The 19,751-nt window shown below is 68.7% G+C and carries 19 protein-coding genes; 12 read left to right on the forward strand and 7 right to left on the reverse strand.

The annotated features are described in order from the left end of the window. The first annotated feature begins 37 nt into the window (after positions 1 to 37). Positions 38 to 1,918, forward strand: coding sequence for a glutamine--fructose-6-phosphate transaminase (isomerizing) (gene glmS / locus AC07YS_RS17260; RefSeq protein WP_070060065.1), 1,881 nt, complete (start codon positions 38 to 40; stop codon positions 1,916 to 1,918). Between the two features lie 245 nt (positions 1,919 to 2,163). Here glmS and AC07YS_RS17265 read toward each other — a convergent pair whose 3' ends face one another. After that, positions 2,164 to 2,970 carry a DUF1266 domain-containing protein gene (locus AC07YS_RS17265; protein WP_495268880.1) on the reverse strand — a complete coding sequence of 269 codons (807 nt, stop codon included), beginning with the start codon at positions 2,968 to 2,970 and terminating at the stop codon, positions 2,164 to 2,166. Between the two features lie 3 nt (positions 2,971 to 2,973). After that, positions 2,974 to 3,495 (reverse strand): hypothetical protein, encoded by a 522-nt coding sequence (locus AC07YS_RS17270; protein ID WP_495268879.1) that lies wholly within the window; start codon positions 3,493 to 3,495, stop codon positions 2,974 to 2,976. Positions 3,496 to 3,765: 270 nt separating this feature from the next. Between AC07YS_RS17270 and AC07YS_RS17275 the strand changes: the two genes are divergently transcribed. From AC07YS_RS17275 to AC07YS_RS17295, 5 genes are all read left to right on the forward strand, one after another. Next, entirely contained in the window at positions 3,766 to 4,197 is a 432-nt protein-coding gene (locus AC07YS_RS17275) for a hypothetical protein (protein ID WP_495273900.1), read from the forward strand. Between the two features lie 227 nt (positions 4,198 to 4,424). Beyond that, entirely contained in the window at positions 4,425 to 5,108 is a 684-nt protein-coding gene (locus tag AC07YS_RS17280; protein ID WP_062481198.1) for a response regulator transcription factor, read from the forward strand. Continuing rightward, entirely contained in the window at positions 5,105 to 6,478 is a 1,374-nt protein-coding gene (locus tag AC07YS_RS17285) for a sensor histidine kinase (protein WP_495268877.1), read from the forward strand. The genes AC07YS_RS17280 and AC07YS_RS17285 overlap by 4 nt, the downstream gene beginning before the upstream one ends. A gap of 138 nt (positions 6,479 to 6,616) precedes the next feature. Then, positions 6,617 to 7,105, forward strand: coding sequence for a tripartite tricarboxylate transporter TctB family protein (locus AC07YS_RS17290; RefSeq protein WP_492733992.1), 489 nt, complete (start codon positions 6,617 to 6,619; stop codon positions 7,103 to 7,105). Between the two features lie 33 nt (positions 7,106 to 7,138). Beyond that, positions 7,139 to 8,650: a tripartite tricarboxylate transporter permease gene (locus tag AC07YS_RS17295; RefSeq protein ID WP_070060062.1), complete on the forward strand. Its 1,512-nt coding sequence runs from the start codon at positions 7,139 to 7,141 to the stop codon at positions 8,648 to 8,650. 29 nt (positions 8,651 to 8,679) lie between these two features. On the opposite strand, the gene AC07YS_RS17300 is transcribed toward AC07YS_RS17295, so the two are convergent. Then, the gene (locus AC07YS_RS17300) at positions 8,680 to 9,192 is read right to left on the reverse strand and encodes a bacteriohemerythrin (RefSeq protein WP_062481180.1); all 513 of its coding nucleotides are present in this window, start codon (positions 9,190 to 9,192) and stop codon (positions 8,680 to 8,682) included. A gap of 118 nt (positions 9,193 to 9,310) precedes the next feature. Here AC07YS_RS17300 and AC07YS_RS17305 point away from each other — a divergent pair, with 118 nt between their 5' ends. After that, the gene (locus tag AC07YS_RS17305) at positions 9,311 to 9,742 is read left to right on the forward strand and encodes a YbaN family protein (protein ID WP_495268876.1); all 432 of its coding nucleotides are present in this window, start codon (positions 9,311 to 9,313) and stop codon (positions 9,740 to 9,742) included. On the opposite strand, the gene AC07YS_RS17310 is transcribed toward AC07YS_RS17305, so the two are convergent. Next, a complete protein-coding gene (locus AC07YS_RS17310; protein WP_493196110.1) occupies positions 9,743 to 10,150 on the reverse strand; it encodes an outer membrane protein assembly factor BamE in 408 nt (135 codons plus the stop codon). 53 nt (positions 10,151 to 10,203) lie between these two features. Further along, positions 10,204 to 11,673: a YadA family autotransporter adhesin gene (locus tag AC07YS_RS17315; protein WP_495268875.1), complete on the reverse strand. Its 1,470-nt coding sequence runs from the start codon at positions 11,671 to 11,673 to the stop codon at positions 10,204 to 10,206. A 166-nt stretch (positions 11,674 to 11,839) separates the two neighbouring features. Here AC07YS_RS17315 and AC07YS_RS17320 point away from each other — a divergent pair, with 166 nt between their 5' ends. Continuing rightward, entirely contained in the window at positions 11,840 to 12,232 is a 393-nt protein-coding gene (locus tag AC07YS_RS17320) for a carboxymuconolactone decarboxylase family protein (protein WP_062481171.1), read from the forward strand. 6 nt (positions 12,233 to 12,238) lie between these two features. Here AC07YS_RS17320 and putA read toward each other — a convergent pair whose 3' ends face one another. Beyond that, positions 12,239 to 15,979: a trifunctional transcriptional regulator/proline dehydrogenase/L-glutamate gamma-semialdehyde dehydrogenase gene (putA, locus tag AC07YS_RS17325; RefSeq protein WP_495268874.1), complete on the reverse strand. Its 3,741-nt coding sequence runs from the start codon at positions 15,977 to 15,979 to the stop codon at positions 12,239 to 12,241. 159 nt (positions 15,980 to 16,138) lie between these two features. Between putA and AC07YS_RS17330 the strand changes: the two genes are divergently transcribed. The 3 genes from AC07YS_RS17330 to AC07YS_RS17340 are packed head-to-tail and all read left to right on the forward strand — an operon-like array spanning position 16,139 to position 17,707. Then, a complete protein-coding gene (locus AC07YS_RS17330) occupies positions 16,139 to 16,741 on the forward strand; it encodes a helix-turn-helix domain-containing protein (protein ID WP_307638432.1) in 603 nt (200 codons plus the stop codon). Further along, on the forward strand, positions 16,738 to 17,277 hold the full coding sequence (locus AC07YS_RS17335; protein ID WP_495268873.1) for a GNAT family N-acetyltransferase: 540 nt from the start codon (positions 16,738 to 16,740) through the stop codon (positions 17,275 to 17,277). Before AC07YS_RS17330 ends, AC07YS_RS17335 begins: the two co-directional genes overlap by 4 nt. Positions 17,278 to 17,323: 46 nt before the next feature. Next, positions 17,324 to 17,707: a PaaI family thioesterase gene (locus AC07YS_RS17340; protein ID WP_307638430.1), complete on the forward strand. Its 384-nt coding sequence runs from the start codon at positions 17,324 to 17,326 to the stop codon at positions 17,705 to 17,707. Positions 17,708 to 17,714: 7 nt separating this feature from the next. On the opposite strand, the gene AC07YS_RS17345 is transcribed toward AC07YS_RS17340, so the two are convergent. Further along, positions 17,715 to 18,689, reverse strand: coding sequence for a DMT family transporter (locus tag AC07YS_RS17345; protein ID WP_495268872.1), 975 nt, complete (start codon positions 18,687 to 18,689; stop codon positions 17,715 to 17,717). Positions 18,690 to 18,832: 143 nt separating this feature from the next. Here AC07YS_RS17345 and AC07YS_RS17350 point away from each other — a divergent pair, with 143 nt between their 5' ends. Beyond that, a complete protein-coding gene (locus AC07YS_RS17350) occupies positions 18,833 to 19,711 on the forward strand; it encodes a LysR family transcriptional regulator (RefSeq protein ID WP_495268871.1) in 879 nt (292 codons plus the stop codon). Positions 19,712 to 19,751: the final 40 nt, after the last annotated feature.

Consider the following 19,751-nt stretch of genomic DNA (forward strand, 5'->3'; position numbering starts at 1 on the left):
ATCGAGCTCTTCTGTTCTTCAAGACAAGGTACACCCCATGTGCGGCATCGTCGGCGCAGCCTCCCATCGCGACATCGTTCCGGTCCTGGTCCAGGGCCTTCAGCGGCTCGAATACCGCGGCTATGACTCCTGCGGCGTCGCGGTGCATGCCGGCGGCCTGAGCCGCGCACGCACCACCTCGCGCGTGGCCGACCTGCTGACGCAGGTGCGCGACGACAAGGTCGAAGGCCTCACCGGCATCGCCCACACGCGCTGGGCCACCCACGGCGCACCGGCCGTGCACAACGCCCACCCCCACTTCAGCCACGGCGTCGGCGCCGACGCGCCCGCCGCGCGCCCGGGCCGCATCGCGCTCGTGCACAACGGCATCATCGAGAACCACGAACCGCTGCGCGCCGCGCTCGAGGCCAAGGGCTACGTGTTCGAGAGCCAGACCGATACCGAGGTCATCGCCCACCTCGTCGACAGCCTCTACAACGGCGACCTGTTCGAGGCCGTCAAGGCCGCCGTGCTGCAGCTGCACGGCGCCTACGCCATCGCCGTCATCTGCCGCGACGAACCGCAGCGCGTGATCGGCGCGCGCGCCGGCTCGCCGCTGATCCTGGGCGCCGGCAAGGACGGCACCGAGAACTTCCTGGCCAGCGACGCGATGGCGCTGGCCGGCGTGACCGACCAGATCGTGTACCTCGAAGAAGGCGACGTGGTCGACCTGCAGCCCGGCAAGTACTGGATCGTCGACAAGAACCACAAGCCCGTCACCCGCACCGTGCGCACCGTGCACGCCCACAGCGGCGCGGCCGAGCTGGGCCCGTACCGCCACTACATGCAAAAGGAAATCTTCGAGCAGCCGCGCGCCATCGGCGACACGCTCGAAGGCGTCGAGGGCATCGTGCCCGAGCTGTTCGACGGCATCGGCCAGGACGGCGCCACGGGTGCGAGCGCGCACCGCGTGTTCCAGGACATCGACAAGATCCTCATCCTGGCCTGCGGCACCAGCTACTACAGCGGCTGCACCGCCAAGTACTGGCTCGAGAGCATCGCGAAGATCTCCACCCAGGTCGAGATCGCCAGCGAGTACCGCTACCGCGACTCCGTGCCCGACCCCAAGACGCTGGTCGTCACCATCAGCCAGTCGGGCGAAACCGCCGACACGCTGGCCGCGCTCAAGCACGCGCGCTCGCTGGGCATGGAGCAGACGCTGACCATCTGCAACGTCGCCACCAGCGCCATGGTGCGCGAGTGCAAGCTGGCCTACATCACGCGCGCCGGCGTCGAAATCGGCGTGGCCTCGACCAAGGCCTTCACCACCCAGCTCGCGGGCCTGTTCCTGCTCACGCTGGCCATCGCGCAGTCCAAGGACCGCCTGAGCGCGCTCGACGAGGCGCGCTACCTGAAGGAAATGCGCCACCTGCCCGTCGCGCTGCAGTCGGTGCTCGCGCTCGAGCCGCAGATCATCGGCTGGGCCGAAGACTTTGCGCGCAAGGACAACGCCCTGTTCCTGGGCCGCGGCCTGCACTACCCGATCGCGCTCGAAGGCGCGCTCAAGCTCAAGGAAGTGACCTACATCCACGCCGAGGCCTACGCCGCCGGCGAACTCAAGCACGGCCCGCTCGCGCTCGTCACGAGCGAGATGCCCGTGGTCGCCGTGGCGCCGAACGACGCCCTGCTCGAAAAGCTCAAGAGCAACCTGCAGGAAGTGCGCGCCCGCGGCGGCGTGCTCTACGTGCTGGCCGACGGCGACACGCAGATCGCCAGCGGCGAAGGCCTGCACGTGATCCGCATGCCCGAGCACTACGGCGCGTTGTCGCCGCTGCTGCACGTGGTGCCGCTGCAGCTGCTGGCGTATCACACGGCGTGTGCGCGCGGGACCGATGTCGACAAGCCGCGGAACCTCGCGAAAAGCGTGACGGTGGAGTGAGCGTGCGTGGGTGGCGCGATCCTGATGATCTCGCCAAATAAAGTCTTGAACGCGCAAATAGCGTCGTAAATACTTTGAATTTGTTGATTTCCGTTTACGAGTAATCCAGTCTTCCATGCGAAAAACGGCCGCAAGACATTGCGGCCGCTCGGTTCACGATGGAAAGGTGGATCAAACGTCCACGGAAATCAGCAGGGAGCGATCCGACGAGCAGGATCTTTTCCAGCGCTGTCGTCGAATGCAACTCACAGAGGCGACAGCACCCAAGGGCTCCGCTCATCGGTCATGAGATCTTCGGCAATACCGATGATTCCGCCCAGCGTCATATTCTGACCCGCCCAGCTGGCCCGGCCGATGATGTAGCTTTTTGCAAACTGCGGCCAGGACGAAAAATTCGAGCGCAATTCTTTGTCTGCATGCGAAAGAATTCGATCGAATTCAGTCTGCTCGATGTATTTGCAGTCCAATGACATCCTCGCAACCGTGACGAGGCGGCCCAGATCCCAGGCAAGGATGCCGGCGCTGTAATCCTTGGGAAGGTACGAGCCATTGACTTTGTCTTCGAGAAGACGAAAAACGGATCGCAAATTCTCCAGCATCTCCATCGCCTGCGCCAAAGCCGAAAAAACGAGGTCTTTTTCCTCACACGGCCCCTGTGCGGCAATCTGCTCGCGCACCGTTTCCGGGGAGCCGTATCGACCGCTGGCGATCAAGGCCTCGAGAACCTCCTGGCGCTCCTCTCCTGAAGCACCATCGCTGTAAATACGAAAAACAATGTCGTAAAAAAAGCGATGGCCATGGCGACCGAGTGACGCCAGGGTTTCAGCAGCCTCCTGGGGCGAGCGTATGCCCCAGTGCGAGCCAAGTCCCTCGGCGAGCGCATCGTCAGACAGCCCCGTTGCGTAGCTGTCGCAATACGCCATGATCTGTTCGGAGTTGATGAGCCCCGCTTGAAGTGCGCGCTGCGCCGCCGGATCCGCTGCGGCCCCATCGGGGCAATTTCTGTATTTTTTGCCAGAAACTATCTGGAACAACTTCTTCAAGAAACCCATGGGTCAGATTTGCTTGAAGGTGGCATTGATGGCGCGATGCTTGAGCGCATTCACAAGAACTTCAAAGTCTGAGTCTTTCACCATGTGAATGGCATCGAACTCGTGCTTCTTGGGTGCCATCGACGGCGTGCTGATTTCTACTGTTTTCTCCGCACTCGATGTGGAGGTTTCCGGGATGTCCGTGATGGTGACTTGATTGATGGCGTCATAGCCCACGGTGGTCAGTACGCCCGAAAATTTCTTGACGGTCGTGAAAGACATGCCCTTTTCATCAAGAACAATGCTGGCGCCCTGGCTGTTGGCTGCGCGCTTCTTGAAAAGTGTTCCGACCGTAAGATACGTGACGTACGCCCCGATCAACATGAGAACGCCATTGGCCACGCCGGTCGGCAGGTGAAGCCGAAGGGTGCCTATTTTCAGATCTGCAATCGGATAAAAAATGGCGGCAATGATAATTGCCGGGCCAATCAGGCCGAAAACGTACTCGAGAATCGAGTACTCCATCTTGTAATTGATGGTGTGCATGTAGCTTTTTTCCTTATAGTTGATTTGGCCGGGCGATCGCCCGGTAGGTAGTCGGTCCTGCAAAATTCCTCCAACCCCCGGACTAATGTAACAAATCGCGTCTTGATGCCGCCGACCTGCTGTACCTCCAATGCGCCTGCAGAGGCTTCGCCTGCCTTCGTGCGCAACACGTGCATCGCGATGGCGGTAAGCGCACTTCTGGCTGCTTGCGGTTCACACGATCCCCAGCCGCCCGAGCGAACGCGACCCGCGCCTGCTGCCCCCACCACGGTGATGCTGCCGTCCGTCGCGTACGGGTATGACCAGGGCCGCCGGATGTCCGAAGCCGATGACGCGTGCGGCGTGCCGGACCCGCTGCGTCAGGCCGTGCAAGATCAGTTGAAGGCGCGGCATGAGGTTGTGCGCCCTGTGCCGGGTCCCGGCAGGGAGGCCGCCCTTGTGCTGAAGATCGACATCATGGACATCGTGACCGTCAGCGCCGGCGGCCCCACGATCGTGGTCATCCATGCGGTGCTTGATCGACCGGGACTGCCCCCCGCGCAATTCAAGGCCCTGCGCCAAGTGCACATCCCCTACGCGGATATCACGGCGGAGACGACCGAATGCAGCGCAATGGATGCAGTGATTCACGGGTTGGGCGTGGACGTTGCGACATGGATGCGCAAGCCGGTGGACGGGGTGTCTCTGGTGAACGGAGAGTGAGCGTGGTCTTCGACTTGATGGGGCCAGATCAGCTCCTCGCACGCGCGACCGCGCGGCCTTCATGGACAAACGGTAATGAAACGTGGGCCTTTCCCGCTTCCAGCTGGGCTAGGATTTGTGTCGCACGCCCCTGCATTCCAGGGGCCGCAACGTGAGCACAACCGCACCGCCATCCATGGGTATTTCTTGCCGTGGCCGCACCGACTGACGTGCTCGGCCCCACCGTCATCTGGAACTGCCTCATCGTCGAGGACGATGCCGACAACGCGCGCTACATCGCCGAAGGCTTCCGCTCGCTCGGCCATGTGGCGGTGATCAGCCGCGACGGCGCGGATGCGTTCGCGCGCGCCACGGGCGAGACGTGGGACCTCGTCATCCTCGACCGCATGCTGCCCAACGACGTGGACGGCCTGTCGATCCTCACCACGATGCGCGCCCTCGGCAAGAAGACGCCGGTGCTGGTGCTCAGCGCCTTGAGCGCGCTCGACGAGCGCGTGCGCGGGCTCAAGGCCGGCGGCGACGACTACCTGGCCAAGCCCTTTGCCTTCTCCGAACTCGCGGCGCGCGCCGAGGCGCTGGTGCGGCGCTCGCGCACCGGGCCCGAGATCCGCACGCTGCAGCTGGCCGATCTCACGCTCGACCTGGCGCGCCGCCACGTGGAGCGCGGCGGCCGGCCCATCGCGCTGCAGCCGCGCGAGTTCAGGCTGCTGGCCTACCTCATGATGCATCCGGGGCAGGTGGTCACGCGCACCATGCTGCTCGAAGCCGTGTGGGACTACCAGTTCGATCCGCAGACCAACGTGATCGACGTGCAGGTGAGCCGCCTGCGCGGCAAGCTCGATGCGGGCGGCGCGCCGACGCTGATCCACACCGTGCGCGGCGTGGGCTACACGCTGGCCGCGCCGCAATGACCCGGGCCCTGCGCCAGCTGTGGCGCTCGGTCGGCTTCCGCCTGGCCTTCTACTACGGCCTGCTCGTGGCCATCACGATGCTGGCCGCGCTGGCCATCGTCTACATGCAGACCGTGGGCGTGCTGCAGCAGCGCATGGTGCGGCAGGTGGCCGCCAGCGTGCAGCAGCTGGTGGTGCGCTACGAAGCGCGCGGCGCTGAAGGCGTGGCGGGCGAGATCGCCCATGCGCTTTCCGACGGCCGCAACTCCGACAACGAGATCTACCTGCTCACCGACCGCGACGGAAACAAGCGCGCGGGCAACCTCGACCAGATGCCCTCGCTGGCGCCCGACGCCGGCGACGGCGTGCACCGCCGCGTAGTGCGCGCAGGCCAGACCGTCATCGCCTACCTCGTGATGCGCCCGCTGCCCGACGGCGGCATGCTCGTGGTGGGGCACGACCTGCGCGACCAGGAGTCGATCGAATCATTGGTGGCGAGCGCCAGCGCGGCGGCGGGCATCGTGGCGGTGCTGTTGCTCATCGGCGGCACCTTCGTCTTCCGCCAGGAGCTGGAGCGCAGCGTGGGCGCGGTGCGGCGCACGGCCGCGCGCATCGCGGCGGGCGAGCTGCAGGAGCGCGTGGCGCCTTCGGGCCAGGAAGACGAGTTCGCGCTGCTGGAGGGCGACATCAACGCGATGCTCGACCGCATCCAGTCGCTGATGGACGGCGTGCGCCATGTGTCCAACACCATCGCGCACGACCTGCGCACGCCGCTCACGCGCGTGCTGGTGCGCCTGCGTGCGGTGGAGGCGGGGCTCGGCGACGCGAGCCATCCGCAGCGCGAGCCCGTGGCCACCGCCATCCGCGAACTCGAGGAGCTGGCGGTGATGTTCGAGAAGCTGCTGCAGATCGCCGAGGTCGAGGCCGGTGCGCGGCGCCAGCAGTTCGCGCCGGTGGCGCTGCATGTCATCGCCGACGACGTGGCGGAGCTGTACGAGGCGGTGGCCGAGGTGCGGGGCATCGCGCTGCTGCGCGAGCCGGCCGAGCGCGCCATCGCGCTCGGTGACCGCGACCTGCTCGCGGGCGCGGCGGCCAACCTGCTCGACAACGCGCTGAAGTACGGCGGGGCCGGCGCCACGGTGCGCATCGGCACGCACACGGTCGACGGGCGCGCGCAGCTCGTCGTGCAGGACGACGGGCCCGGCATTCCGAGCGCCGAGTACGAGCGCCTGGGCGTGCGCTTCCATCGGCTGGACCACAGCACGCCGGGCCACGGCCTGGGGCTCGCGAGCGTGCAGGCGGTGGTGGCGCTGCATGGCGGTCGCCTGCAGTTCGGCGATGCCCGCCCGGGCCTGCGCGCCTGCATCGACCTGCCGGCGGCGGACGCCTGAGCGGCGCCTTCTTCGTTTCCTCGCGCCTCGAACATTGCCGAATGGCAATGCTTTGTTCATACACACCGCCGCACTGAATTCCTAGGATCGCTGACGCACATCCTGTGCCGATCAACGCAGTTCCAGGAGACATCAACGGTGAGAATCAAGAGTCAGAGAGACTTCTGCTCGGGCGTGCTTTTCAGCGCCTTCGGCGTGGCCTTTGCATGGGGCGCCACGACCTACAACGTGGGCACCGGCGCCCGCATGGGCCCCGGCTACTTTCCGCTCATCGTGGGCATCCTCATCGCGTGCATGGGCGTGCTGATCACGTTCAAGGCCCTCACGGTCGAGACCGCCGACGGCGAACCGGTGGGCCGCATCGCATGGAAGCCGCTGCTGTTCATCATCGGCGCCAACCTGATCTTCGGCGTGCTGCTCGGCGGGCTGCCGAGCATCGGCCTGCCGTCGATGGGGCTCATCGTCGCGATCTATGCGCTGACCTTCATCGCGAGCCTGGCGGGCGACAGCTTCGGCTGGAAGGGCGTGACCCTGCTGGCGACCGTGCTCGCGCTCGGCAGCTACCTGGCCTTCGTGGTGGCGCTGAAGCTGCAGTTCCAGGTGTGGCCCACCTTCATCGCCGGCTGACCCGCGCAGAACAACAAGAAATCCAAGAGAACAATGGACCTGATTACCAACCTCTCGATCGGCTTCGGCGTGGCCTTCACCGCGCAGAACCTTGTCTATGCCTTCGTCGGCTGCCTGCTGGGCACGCTGATCGGCGTGCTTCCGGGCATCGGTCCCGTGGCCACCATCGCGATGCTGCTGCCCGCCACCTACGCGCTGCCGCCCGTGTCGGCGCTCATCATGCTGGCCGGTATCTATTACGGCGCGCAGTACGGCGGCTCGACCACCGCGATCCTGGTGAACTTGCCCGGCGAGTCGTCGTCGGTGGTGACCGTGATCGACGGCTACCAGATGGCGCGCAAGGGGAGGGCCGGACCAGCGCTCGCTGCGGCGGGCCTGGGCTCGTTCTTCGCGGGTTGCGTGGGCACGCTCATCCTGGCCGCCTTCGCACCGCCGCTGACCGAGCTGGCCTTCAAGTTCGGCCCCGCCGAATACTTCTCGCTGATGATCCTGGGCCTGATCGGCGCCGTGGTGCTGGCCTCGGGTTCGCTGCTCAAGGCGATCACGATGATCCTGCTCGGGCTGGCGCTGGGCCTCGTGGGCACCGACGTCAACTCGGGCGTGGCGCGCTACAGCTTCGACATTCCCGAGCTCACCGACGGCATCGGCTTCATCGCGATCGCGATGGGCGTGTTCGGCTACGGCGAGATCATCGCCAACCTGGCCGTGCCCGAGCACGAGCGCGAGGTGTTCACCGCCAAGGTCAAGGGCCTGTGGCCCACCAAGGAAGACTTCCGGCGCATGACGCCTGCGGTGCTGCGTGGCACCGCGCTGGGTTCGGCGCTGGGCATCTTGCCGGGCGGCGGCGCGCTGCTGTCGGCCTTCGCGGCCTACACCATCGAGAAGCGCATCAAGCTCAAGCAGGGCGAGGTGCCCTTCGGCAAGGGCAACATCCGCGGCGTGGCGGGACCGGAGTCGGCCAACAACGCTGGCGCGCAGACCTCGTTCATTCCGCTGCTGACGCTGGGCATTCCGCCCAATGCGGTGATGGCGCTGATGGTCGGTGCCATGACCATCCACAACATCCAGCCGGGCCCGCAGGTGATGACCAGCAACCCCGAACTCTTCTGGGGCCTGATCGCCTCGATGTGGATCGGCAACCTGATGCTCATCGTGCTGAACCTGCCGATGATCGGCATCTGGATCAAGCTGCTGACCATTCCCTACAAGTGGCTCTTTCCGTCGATCGTGCTGTTCTGCGCGGTGGGCGTGTACTCGGAGAACAACAACACCTTCGACGTGTGGATGGTCGCGATCTTCGGCATCGTGGGCTACCTGTTCCTGAAGCTCAAGTGCGAGCCCGCGCCGCTGCTGCTGGGCTTCATCCTCGGGCCGATGATGGAAGAGAACCTGCGCCGCGCGCTGCTGCTGTCGCGCGGCGACTGGAGCGTGTTCGTCATGCGTCCGCTGTCGGCGGGGCTGCTGGCCGCGGCGGCGCTGCTGCTCATCGTGGTGCTGCTGCCTTCGGTGAAGGCCAAGCGCGAAGAAGCCTTCGTGGAGGAGTGACGCGGCGGTGGCGCGGCGTCAAAGCCGCGTCACCCGCCGAACAGCCGCCGCATCCACCCCATCTTGACCTGCCCCGCGGCGCCGCCTTGCTGCACCGCCTTGCGCACCTGCGCATGCACCAACACCTCCGCCGACGAATCCGTCGTGTGCAGGTGCGCTTTCACGGTCGGCACGTACGCGCCGTCTTCATGGCGGATGTGGTTGAACAGCCAGCGCGAGAGCATGTCGTGCAGCTCGGCCAGCACCTCTTCGCCGTGCTCGAAGCGCGTGCGGAACTCGGTGACGCGGCGCACGAAGATCTCGTGCACCTTCCGGTGCGGGCCGGTGAAGGGGTAGCCCGCGTCCTCGATCATGGCCTCCTCGAACGCGAAGTGCGAAGCGGTGTAGTCGATGGTCTCTTCGATGATCCGGCCCACGGCCTGGCGGTCGTTCGTGCGGCGGGCATCGTCCAGCGCATTGATGTACTGCACGATGCGCTGGTGCTGCGTGTCGATCTCATGGATCCCCGTATTGAGCTCGGTCTTCCATACAAGGTGGGCCATGGTCTTCAGAACTTTGCAGGTGGATGTAAAAGTCCAGTATCGGCAGCCGAAAGCGGCGCGCGGTTGATCTGAATCAAGCGCGTCGGTGCGGTGAAAGAGAAAGAAAGACAATCGGCCCGTGACGCCCGCCGAAGACCCCCAGAACCCGCCCGCTGCCGTGGAGCCCCGGCCGTTGCCGCTGCTCGTGCGCTGGCTGCTGATGGTCTTTGCCGCGTTGTGCCTGGTGCTGGCCGCCATCGGCGTGGTCGCGCCGGGCATGCCGACCACGGTCTTCGTGCTGATGGCCGCCTGGGCCGCGGCGCGCAGTTCGCCGCGGCTGCACCGCTGGTTGCTGAACCACCGGCTCTTCGGTCCGCTGCTGCGCAACTGGGAGAACGGCCGCACCGTGAGCCGGCGCGCCAAGTGGAGCGCCACCGCGGCGATGGCGTTCTGCGCGGTCGTCATCGTGTTGACGGCGCACAAGCCGTGGCTCGCAGGCGTCGCCATCGGCTCGATGGCGGTCGTGCTGGCGTGGCTGTGGCGGCGGCCGGAGCCGCCGCAGGGCGGCTGATCAGCCCTTGGCCAGCTCGGCGCAGATCGCCGGGTTCCAGTGGAAGCTGCGCGCCTTGTAGGCCGTGTCGAAGATCACCTTGTAGCGGCAGCTCGTCGCACCGCCGCCCGAGCGGAAGTGAAAGACGTAGTCCCACTCGCGCACGGCCGCCATGCCTTCGTCGAAGTGCGGGCGGCCGATGAGGGCGTACAGCTGGTCCTTGGTGGCGCCGGGGCCGATGGCGCGCAGGTTTTCGCGGTTCGGAAAGCTGCCTTCGGTTTGCCACGTTTGCTGTTGATCCGCGCCGGGCCAGACGAGTTCGGCGGCCTTGCCGTCGCTATCGATGCCGCGGCTCACGTACGAGGTGCAGCCGGCGAGGGTGAGCAAGGCCAGTAGCGCGGCGGTGGGCAGAAAAAAGGTGCGTGTCATGAGGGAGGAATGCGTGGGGCCTGGAGCGATGGCGGTGCTGGGGTTCATGCGGCTCACCACTGGTAGCCCGCGCCGGCCGAGACGCCGACCTTGCCGCGCGAGTTGGCCGAGCCGGTGAACTTCATCACCCACTTGCCGTTGTCCGAGATGCTCGAGAAGCCGACCGCGAGCGCGCTCTGGCCCTCGTAGCCGGCGATGCCGGCCGCGATCATGTTCTTGCCCGGCATGTAGGCCTGCGGCATGCCGGCCATGGCCATCGCACCGGCGGTGCCGGCGTTGGCGTCGCGCTGGTTCACGCGGATGGCGTCGCGCCACTGCGCACTCTGTGCGTTCAGCTGGTTCACGTTCACGGCGTCGGTGCCGGCCACGCCGGGCGCCACGTTGGACACGGTGGTGCCGTTGGGCGCCTGTCCGTTGCCCAGCACGATCTGGTTGTGGTTCACGCTGCCATCGACGTTGGTCACGTAGTTGACCGCGCCGGCCTGAACGGCCTGCAATTGGCGCACGTTGACCGCGTCGGTCGCCTGCGTGCCGCCCGCCACGTTCGTGATCTGCCGCTCGCCGCCCGCGCTGCCGACCGAGACCGCGCCCTGCGTGGAGCCCACGGCGATGTTCGAGAAGCGCTCTTGCTGGCCGTTCATGCCCGCGCGGTCGGCCACGGCGCCGGCGCCGAGTGCCACGCCATTGACGGCGCTCGCCGTCGCGCCCGTGCCGATGGCCACGGCGGACGCGGCCGATGCGGTGCTCTGGCGGCCCACGGCCACGGCCGAATCGGCGCCCGCGGTGGCGCGGTCGCCCGCGGCCACGGCGCTGTCGGCCAGCGCCTGCGTGTTCGCGCCCAGCGCGGCGGCGTTGATGCCGTCGGCGATCGCCTTGTCGCCGGCCGCCAGGCTGCTCTTCTTGCGCGCCTGCGTGTTGGCGCCGAGGGCGGTCGAATTGATGTCGCTCGCGGTGGCGCGGTCGCCCACTGCGACGCTGCTGGTGGCCACGGCCGTGCTGTTGGCGCCGATGGCGGTGGCGTTGGTGCCGAAGGCCTGGGCCACGTTGCCCACGGCCGTGCTGCTGACGCCCGCGGCCACGGTGGTGGAGCCGATGGCGGTGGCGTAGGTTTCGGTGGCGCGTGCGTCGGAGCCCACCGCCACGCTGCCGAAGCCGGTGGCCTTGGCGGCCGTGCCGCCGAGCAGCAGCGCGTCGCCGCCGAGGTTGCCGCTCACCATGCCTTGCAAGGCCGCGGCATCGGGGCCGCCGTTCACGGGGTCGGTCGGTACGCCGGTGATGAGCGCGAAGCCGCCGCTGCCGTTGGGCACCTGGCAGGCCCACGTGGGACCGGCGCCGCCCGAGCTGCAGACCGCGCCCGAGCCGGTGGTGTAGCTGGTGCCGCCCAGGCTCACGTCGGCCCAGGCCGACGGGCCTGCGAGGCCGGCGGCCAGTGCGAGCACGGCGCCCGCGATGCCTCGGGTTTTCTTCTTGCAGACGAATGCGGCGCGCGCACCGCCCCCCACGTGCTGTGTGACGTGTTCCATGGTTCTCTCTTCTCCCTGAGATGGCGCCTGATGGCGCGCTTGATGTGTGACGCTTCGACTGTATGAACCGCAGGGCGCGTGAACCTAGGACCTAATTCACAATAAATGTGAAGGCACCGAAAGCAAATGTTGCTTTCCATCCCGCATTCACACTTCAGGAGATCGCATGAAACCCCAGCCCATCGAGCACGCCGCCGCTTCCGACGAGGTCCGCGCGGTGTTCGACGACATCAAGGCGTCGCGCAACGTGCCCGACGTCAACAATTTCTGGAAGTACCTGGCCAACGACCCGGCCACGCTCAAGCGCACCTGGGCCAGCCTCAAGGAGGTGATGGCGCCGGGCGCGCTCGACCCGGTGGTGAAGGAAATGATCTACCTCGCGGTGAGCGTCACCAACAACTGCGGCTACTGCATCGCAAGCCACCACGCGGGCGCGGAAAAGGCCGGCATGACGCCGGCCATGTTCGCCGAGCTGATGGCCGTGGTCGGCATGGCGAACGAGACGAACCGGCTGGTGAACGGCTACCGCGTGCCGATCGACCCGGCGTTCGACAAGTAAGCCCGCTCAACCGATCGTCATCAGGCTCGCATTGCCGCCGGCCGCGGCCGTGTTGACGCTCAGCGCGCGCTCCAGCACCAGGCTTTCGAGCGGAATGTCCGTATCGCCGGGCGCGAAGCCGCGCACGCCGACGATGGGGCCGGGCCGCGCCGCCACCTGCTGCAGCACGCCGGCAAGGTGGCCGGCGTCGCCGTGGTGCAGCACGGCATCGAAGACCACGGTGGGTGCGCGCCAGTCGTTGGCGAGCACGACCGCGTGGCGCGCTTCGTCGGGCAGCGCGGCCAGCAGCGCGTGCGCGCCGGGCGCATCGGCCGGCCAGATGGCGGTGCTGCCGACCGACAGCACGGCCGCCAGCTGCACGAGCCGGTCGGCTTCCGCATCGGCGAGGCACAGCACGGCTTCGCGCGGCTGCAGCGTGTAGACGTTGCGCTCGCCGGTCGGGCCGGCCAGCGTGCGTGCGCGGCCGACGTGGGCCAAGCCCGCGAAGCGGCGGCATTGCGCGGCCAGCGCGTCGTGGCCCGTGTCGCGCGCCCAGCCTTCGAGCGCCGCGAGGCCGGCCGACGGGGAGACGGGTGCGTCGTCCGCCACGGCGCGCGCGAGCACGTCGTCGGGCCGCGCCGACAGCAGGCGCGCCATGTACAGCGGCCCGCCGGCCTTCGGCCCGGTGCCCGACAGCCCTTCGCCGCCGAAGGGCTGCACGCCCACCACGGCGCCGACCATGTTGCGGTTCACGTAGACGTTGCCGGCCTGCGCCTGCGCCACCACCTGCGCGATGGTCTCGTCGATGCGCGTGTGCACGCCCAGCGTGAGGCCGTAGCCGCTGCCGTTGATCTGGCCGATGAGCGCGCCCAGGTCGCGGCGGCGGTAGCGCAGCAGGTGCAGCACGGGGCCGAACACCTCGCGCTGCAGCTCGCCCAGGTGTTCCAGCTCGACCAGCGTGGGCAGCACGAAGGTGCCGTGGCGCGTGTCGTGGCCGAACTCGCGGCCCTGGCGGAACACGCGCCGGCCGCGCCCGCGCATGCCGGCGATGTGGCGCTCGATGCCGTCGCGCGCCTCGTCGTCGATGACCGGGCCCACGTCCACCGCGAGCCGCGCGGGGTTGCCGATGCAGCTCTCGGCCATCGCGCCCTGCAGCATCGCCACGAGGCGGTCGGCCGCTTCTTCCTGCACGCACAGCACGCGCAGCGCCGAGCAGCGCTGGCCCGCGCTGTCGAAGGCCGAGGCCATCACGTCGGCCACCACCTGCTCCACCAGCGCGGACGAGTCGACGATCATCGCGTTCTGTCCGCCGGTCTCGGCGATCAGCGGCACCGGCGCGCCGTGCGCACCGAGGCGCGTCGACAGCGTCTTCTGCAGCAGGCGCGCCACCTCGGTCGATCCCGTGAACATCACGCCCTGTACGCGCGCGTCGCCGACCAGCGCGGCGCCGACGGTCTCGCCGCGCCCCGGCAGCAGCTGCACCGCCGCGCGCGGCACGCCGGCCTCCCACAGCACGCGCACCGCTTCGGCCGCGACCAGCGGCGTCTGCTCGGCCGGCTTGGCCAGCACCGGGTTGCCGGCCGCGAGCGCGGCGGCCACCTGGCCGGTGAAGATCGCGAGCGGAAAGTTCCACGGGCTGATGCACACCACCGGCCCGAGCGGGCGGTGCGTGGCGTTGGCGAAGTCGGTGCGCGCCTGCGCCGCGTAGTAGCGCAGGAAGTCGACCGCCTCGCGCACCTCGGCGATGGCGTTGGCGCCGCTCTTTCCGGCCTCGCGCATCAAGAGGCCGAGCAGGCGCGGCTGCTGCGCTTCGAGCAGGCCGGCGGCGCGCTCGAGCGCGGTAGCGCGCTCGGCGGGCGGCGTGGCGGCCCACGCGGCGGCGACGGCTTCGGCCTGCGCAATGGCCGAGGCCACGTCGCCCGGCACCGCGTCCTGCACCTGCCCGACGAGGTCGCGGCGGTCGGCGGGGTTGCGCACCTCGGCCCAGGTGCGACTGGCGTCGTCTTCGGCGCGCGGCGCAGCAAGCATCGGCGTGGCGCGCCAGGGTTCGGTCGCGCTGGCCTGCAGCGTGGCGGCGAGCGCATGCAGCGTGGTCTCGCTCGCGAGGTCCAGTCCCTGCGAGTTCGCGCGCTGCGCGCCGTAGAGCGCGGCCGGCAGCGGAATGGCCGCATGCGGCAGGCCCATCGCGCCTTCTTCTGCAGCCATGCGCTCGACGGTCGCGACCGGGTCTTCCACCAGCGTGTCGAGCGGGATCGACGCATCGGCGATGCGGTTCACGAACGAGGTGTTGGCGCCGTTCTCCAGCAGCCGCCGCACCAGGTAGGCCAGCAGCGTCTCGTGCGTGCCCACGGGCGCGTAGATGCGGCAGGGCCGCCCGAGCGGGCCCACCACCTGCTCGTACAGCGGCTCGCCCATGCCGTGCAGGCACTGGAACTCGTACTGGCCCGGCGTGTAGCGCGACGGGTCGGCCATCGTGTAGATCGCGGCCAGCGTGTGGGCGTTGTGCGTGGCGAACTGCGGGTACACCGCGTCGGGCGCATCGAGCAGGCGGCGCGCGCACGCGAGGTACGACACATCGGTGTAGGCCTTGCGCGTGTAGACCGGGTAGCCCGCGAGCCCGTCGAGCTGCGCGCGCTTGATCTCGCTGTCCCAGTAGGCGCCTTTCACGAGGCGCACCATGAGCCGGTGGCCGCTGCGGCGCGCGAGGTCGATCACCCAGTCGATCACGAAGGGGCAGCGCTTCTGGTAGCCCTGCACCACGAAGCCGATGCCTTGCCAGCCCGCCAGCGCGGGCTCGAAGCACAGGCGCTCCAGCAGGTCGAGCGAGAGCTCGAGCCGGTCGGCTTCTTCGGCGTCGATGTTCAGGCCGATGTCGTAGTGCAGCGCCAGCAGCGCCAGGTCGCGCAGCACCGGGTACAGCTCGGCCATCACGCGCGTGTATTGCGCGCGGCTGTAGCGCGGGTGCAGCGCCGACAGCTTGATCGAGATGCCCGGCCCGCCGTACACGCCGCGCCCGTTCGAGGCGCGGCCGATGGCGTGGATGGCGTCTTCGTAGGCTGCGCGGTAGCGGCGCGCGTCGTCGGCCGTGAGCGCGGCCTCGCCGAGCATGTCGTACGAATAGCGAAAGCCCTGCGCTTCGAGCGTGCGCGCATGCGCCAGCGCCTGGGCGATGGTTTCGCCGGTGACGAACTGCTCGCCCATCATGCGCATCGCCATGTCCACGCCCTTGCGGATCAGCGGCTCGCCGCCCTTGCCGATCAGCCGCGTGAGCGTGGCCGACAGGCCCGTCTCGCTGTGCGTGGCCACCAGCCTGCCCGTGAGCAGCAGGCCCCAGGTGGCGGCGTTGACGAACACCGACGGGCTGTGCCCCGCGTGCGCCTGCCACTGGCCCTGCGCGATCTTGTCGCGGATGAGCGCGTCGCGCGTGTCGGCATCGGGAATGCGCAGCAGCGCCTCGGCCAGGCACATCAGCGCCACGCCTTCCTGCGACGACAGCGCGTACTCCTGCAGCAGGCCCTGCACGAGGCCTGAGCGGCCACCGCCGTTTTTGCGCTGGCGCAACTGGTGGGCGATGCGATGGGCCAGGGCGTGGGCTTCGGCGGCCTGGTCGGCCGGCAGCCGGGCCTGCGTGAGCAGCGGCTGCAGTGCCTCCGATTCGGGCGGCCGGCAGGCGGCCGTGATGCGGGCGCGCAGCGCGGACGGCGCGGCGGGGCCGTCGGCGAACGTGACGAAGGTCGAGGGCAGGGGGGCGGGGTCGTTGGCGCTCATGGTGCGTCGGTGGTGGTGATGTGTTGGATGATTTCAGCGATTGGCATGAATATTTCTCCAAAGAACGGTCACTTCGACGAGCAAGTCTCTGTGCTCGAGACGAGCGGCTTCGATCCCGGGGTTGACTGAATTTCTATTTAATTGGATATTTCATCCAATATGAAAGAAGAATCAGCATCACCCCCCAGCCTCAACGACCGCATCGCCCAGCGCGTGCGCGCCCTGCGCGCCGCGCGCGATCTCTCGCTCGACGCCCTGGCCACGCACTGCGGCGTCAGCCGCTCCATGATCTCTCTGATCGAGCGCGGCGAGAGCAGTCCGACGGCCGTGCTGCTCGAAAAACTCGCGACCGGCCTGGGCGTGCCGCTGGCCTCGCTGTTCGAGTCCGACGCGCCGGCCGCCAGCCCGGTGTCGCGCCGCGCCGACCAGCTCGAATGGCGCGATCCGCATTCGGGCTACCTGCGCCGCAACGTCTCGGCCGGCGGCGACGCCTCGCCGATCCAGATCGTCGAGGTGCTGTTTCCGCCCGGCGCGCGCGTGGCCTATGAAACCGGCGCGCGCGAGCCGCGCATCCACCAGCAGGTGTGGGTGCTCGAAGGCTGCATCGAACTCGCGGTCGGCGACCAGCAACACCGGCTCGAAGCGGGCGACTGCCTCGCGCTCGTGCTCGACCAGCCGACGAGCTACTTCAACCCCACCCGCGAGACGGCGCGCTACGCGGTCGTCATCACCAGCGCGCCTTCTCACGCCAACCGGAAATGACCATGACTGCTGCCACCACCACCCCGCGCCTGCGCGCCCTTTCTTCCGTCAGCGAGGCCGAGCTGAACGCCCTGGCCGACGTGCTCATCGACTGCGTCGAGGGCGGCGCGTCGGTGAGCTTCATGCAGCCGCTCACGCCCGAACGCGCACGGGCCTTCTGGCGCCACGTGGCCGGCGGCGTGGCGCGCGGCGAGCGCGAGCTGCTCGTGGCCGAGGACGACGCAGGCATCGTCGGCACCGTGCAGCTGGTGCTGGCGCAGCCCGAGAACCAGCCGCACCGTGGCGAGGTCGCGAAGATGCTGGTGCACCGCCGCGCGCGCCGCCACGGCCTCGGCGCGCTGCTGATGAAAGGCGCCGAACAGCGCGCGCGCGACCACGGCAAGACCCTGCTGGTGCTCGACACCTCCAGCCCCGAGGCCGAGCGGCTGTACACCCGCTGCGGCTGGCAGCGCGTGGGCACCATCCCCGGCTACGCGCTGCTGCCCGACGGCACGCCGTGCGGCACCACCTACTTCTATCGCGCGCTCGGCGACTGACGGCCGTGCGGTCTACAGTCGGCCGGTCCGTTCATTTCCCGTCGCCATGAAACATCCCTTCGCCGAACTGATCGACCTGCACTGCGAGGAAGCCACCGCGGGCGCCAGCACCATGACGCTGGTCGTCGCGCCACAGCACCTGAACCCGCACGAGGTCGTGCACGGTGCCGTGCTCTATGCGCTGGCCGACACGGGCATGGGCACGGCGCTGTACCCCACGCTCGAGGCGGGCGAGATCTGCGCCACCATCGAGATCAAGATGAACTACTTCAAGCCCGTGTTCGAAGGCCAGGTCGTCTGCAGGACCACGCTGCTCAACCGCGGGCGCACTGTCGCCAACCTGGAGTCGCGGCTGTACGTGGGCGAGGTGCTCGTGGGGATGGCGAACGGCAACTACGCGATCTTCCGGCGCAGCCGCGCCGAGGGCTGACCGCTGTTCATGGCGTGACGCCGCAGGTGCGCTGGCCTGGCGCCGGCACGCGAACCGGGGCCACCGGCGTCGCCGCCCGCTTCGCTGCCGCCACATGCAGCAGCAGCGCCACCACCACCATCGCCACGCCGACGATCTCGTGCGTCGCGGGCGGCTTGCCCAGCGCCACGCCCATCAGCAGCGCCGACACCGGCACGAAGTTCAGGAAGGCCGTACCGGTGACCGCGCCGAGTGCGCGCACGCCGTGGTTGAAGGCCAGCACCGCGAGCGCCGACGGCACCAGTCCCACGTACAGCAGCACCTGCCACGACAGGCGCAGCCCCTGCGCGTCGGGCGCGGGCGATGCGCCCAGCGCGGTCATGCCCACCGCCACGGCCAGCAGCAGCGGCCACGAAGCCAGCACCGTGAGCGCGGTGTAGTCCACCGTGTCCAGCGTCGGGAAGCGCGCCGCGCCGCGCGTGTAGACGACCCAGCCCAGCGTGCCGACGAAGGCGATGGCGTCGCCGAGCAGCGTGTCGTGCGACAGGCCTGCGCCACCGGGCGACAGCAGCCCGGCCACCGTCGCCACGCCGGCCAGCGCCAGCGCGGCGGTCAGCAGCGTCATGCGCGTCGGGCGCACGCCGTCGAGCCACCAGCGCAGCAGCTGCGTGGTGATCGGCGTGGTGGCGATCAGCACCGCGCCGTGCGAGGGCACCGAGTGCGAGAGCCCGACGAACAGCAGGATGCTGAACACGCCGAAGCCCGCAAAGCCGTGCAGCGCCAGCGGCACCGCGTGCTGCCGCAGCTTGTGCCAGCCGCCGCTGCCGCGCAGGCCCAGCAGCGCGGCGAACACCAGCGCCGACAGGGTGTAGCGGATGAGCGTGAGCCACACCGGCGCCACGTGGTGCAGCACGCCCTTGCCGACGAGGAACAGGCTGCCCCAGCTGGCGGTGGCGAAGAGCAGGGCCGCGATGCCCGGCAGGCGTGAGGAAGGGGAGGACACGGGAAGGCCTTTCAAGAAAAAAGAGGGAGCGCGTGGCCTGAAGGATGGGGACGGCCCGCCGCGAAGGCCATTCGTTTCTTTGGACAGGGGCTTCCGAAAAAGCGAACGGACGACCGCGTCGCACGCGCTCACAATCCGCGGTCATGGAGCTGTACCAACTGAAGACCTTCGTTGCCATCGCGAAGGAGGGCAACCTGACCCGCGCCGCCGAACGCGTGTTCACCAGCGCCCCGGCCGCCAGCGCGCAGCTCAAGGCGCTCGAAGACGAACTCGGCGTGCGCCTGTTCGAGCGCACACCGCGCGGCATGTCGCCCACCGCGGCCGGCCGGCGCCTGCTCGAAGAGGCCGAGCGCACCCTGGCCTCGGCCATGCGCATGCAGTCGGCCGCCGACCAGCTGCGCGGCGCGGCGCAGGGCGTGGTGCGCTTCGGCACGGTGGTCGATCCGGTGGCGCTGCGCCTGGGCAGCGTGCTGGTCACGCTGGCGCAGCAGCATCCGCAGGTCACGCTGCAGCTCAAGCAGGGGCTGTCGTACGAAACCCTGGCGGCCGTGCAACGCGGCGAACTCGACTGCGCCTATGTGCTCAGCGATGCCGAGCGGCTCGAAGGCTTCGAGCTGGGGCGCCTGGGCGTGGTCGACCTGGCCGTGGGCCTGCCGCCGGCGGTGGCGCAGGCGCACCCCGAGCTCACGCTCGAACAGCTCACCGACCTGACCTGGGTCGGCACGCCGCCCTCGTGCATCCTGCGCGCGCACCTCGAGAAGCTGTTCGCCTCGGCCGGGCGCGACTACCGCCAGGGCGTCACCGCCGACGGCGAGAGCGCCATCCGCAGCATGGTCGCCAGCGGCATGGGCGCGGGCCTGATGCGGCTGGACCAGGCCGAGCAGGGTGAGCGCCAGGGCGAGCTCGTGGTCTGGAACGGTTGGCGCTCACACACCTGGCTGTGCTGGGTCGCGCCGGCCGGCGGCCAGCGATCGGCGGCGGTCGAGGCCGTGCGCGGCGCGGTGTTCGACGCCTGGGCGTGACCCGGACCTGGTGCGCCCCGGATTTCCGCAGTGGCAGGCT

This window comes from Variovorax sp. GW458-11-26-14-LB1 (genome assembly GCF_059423965.1).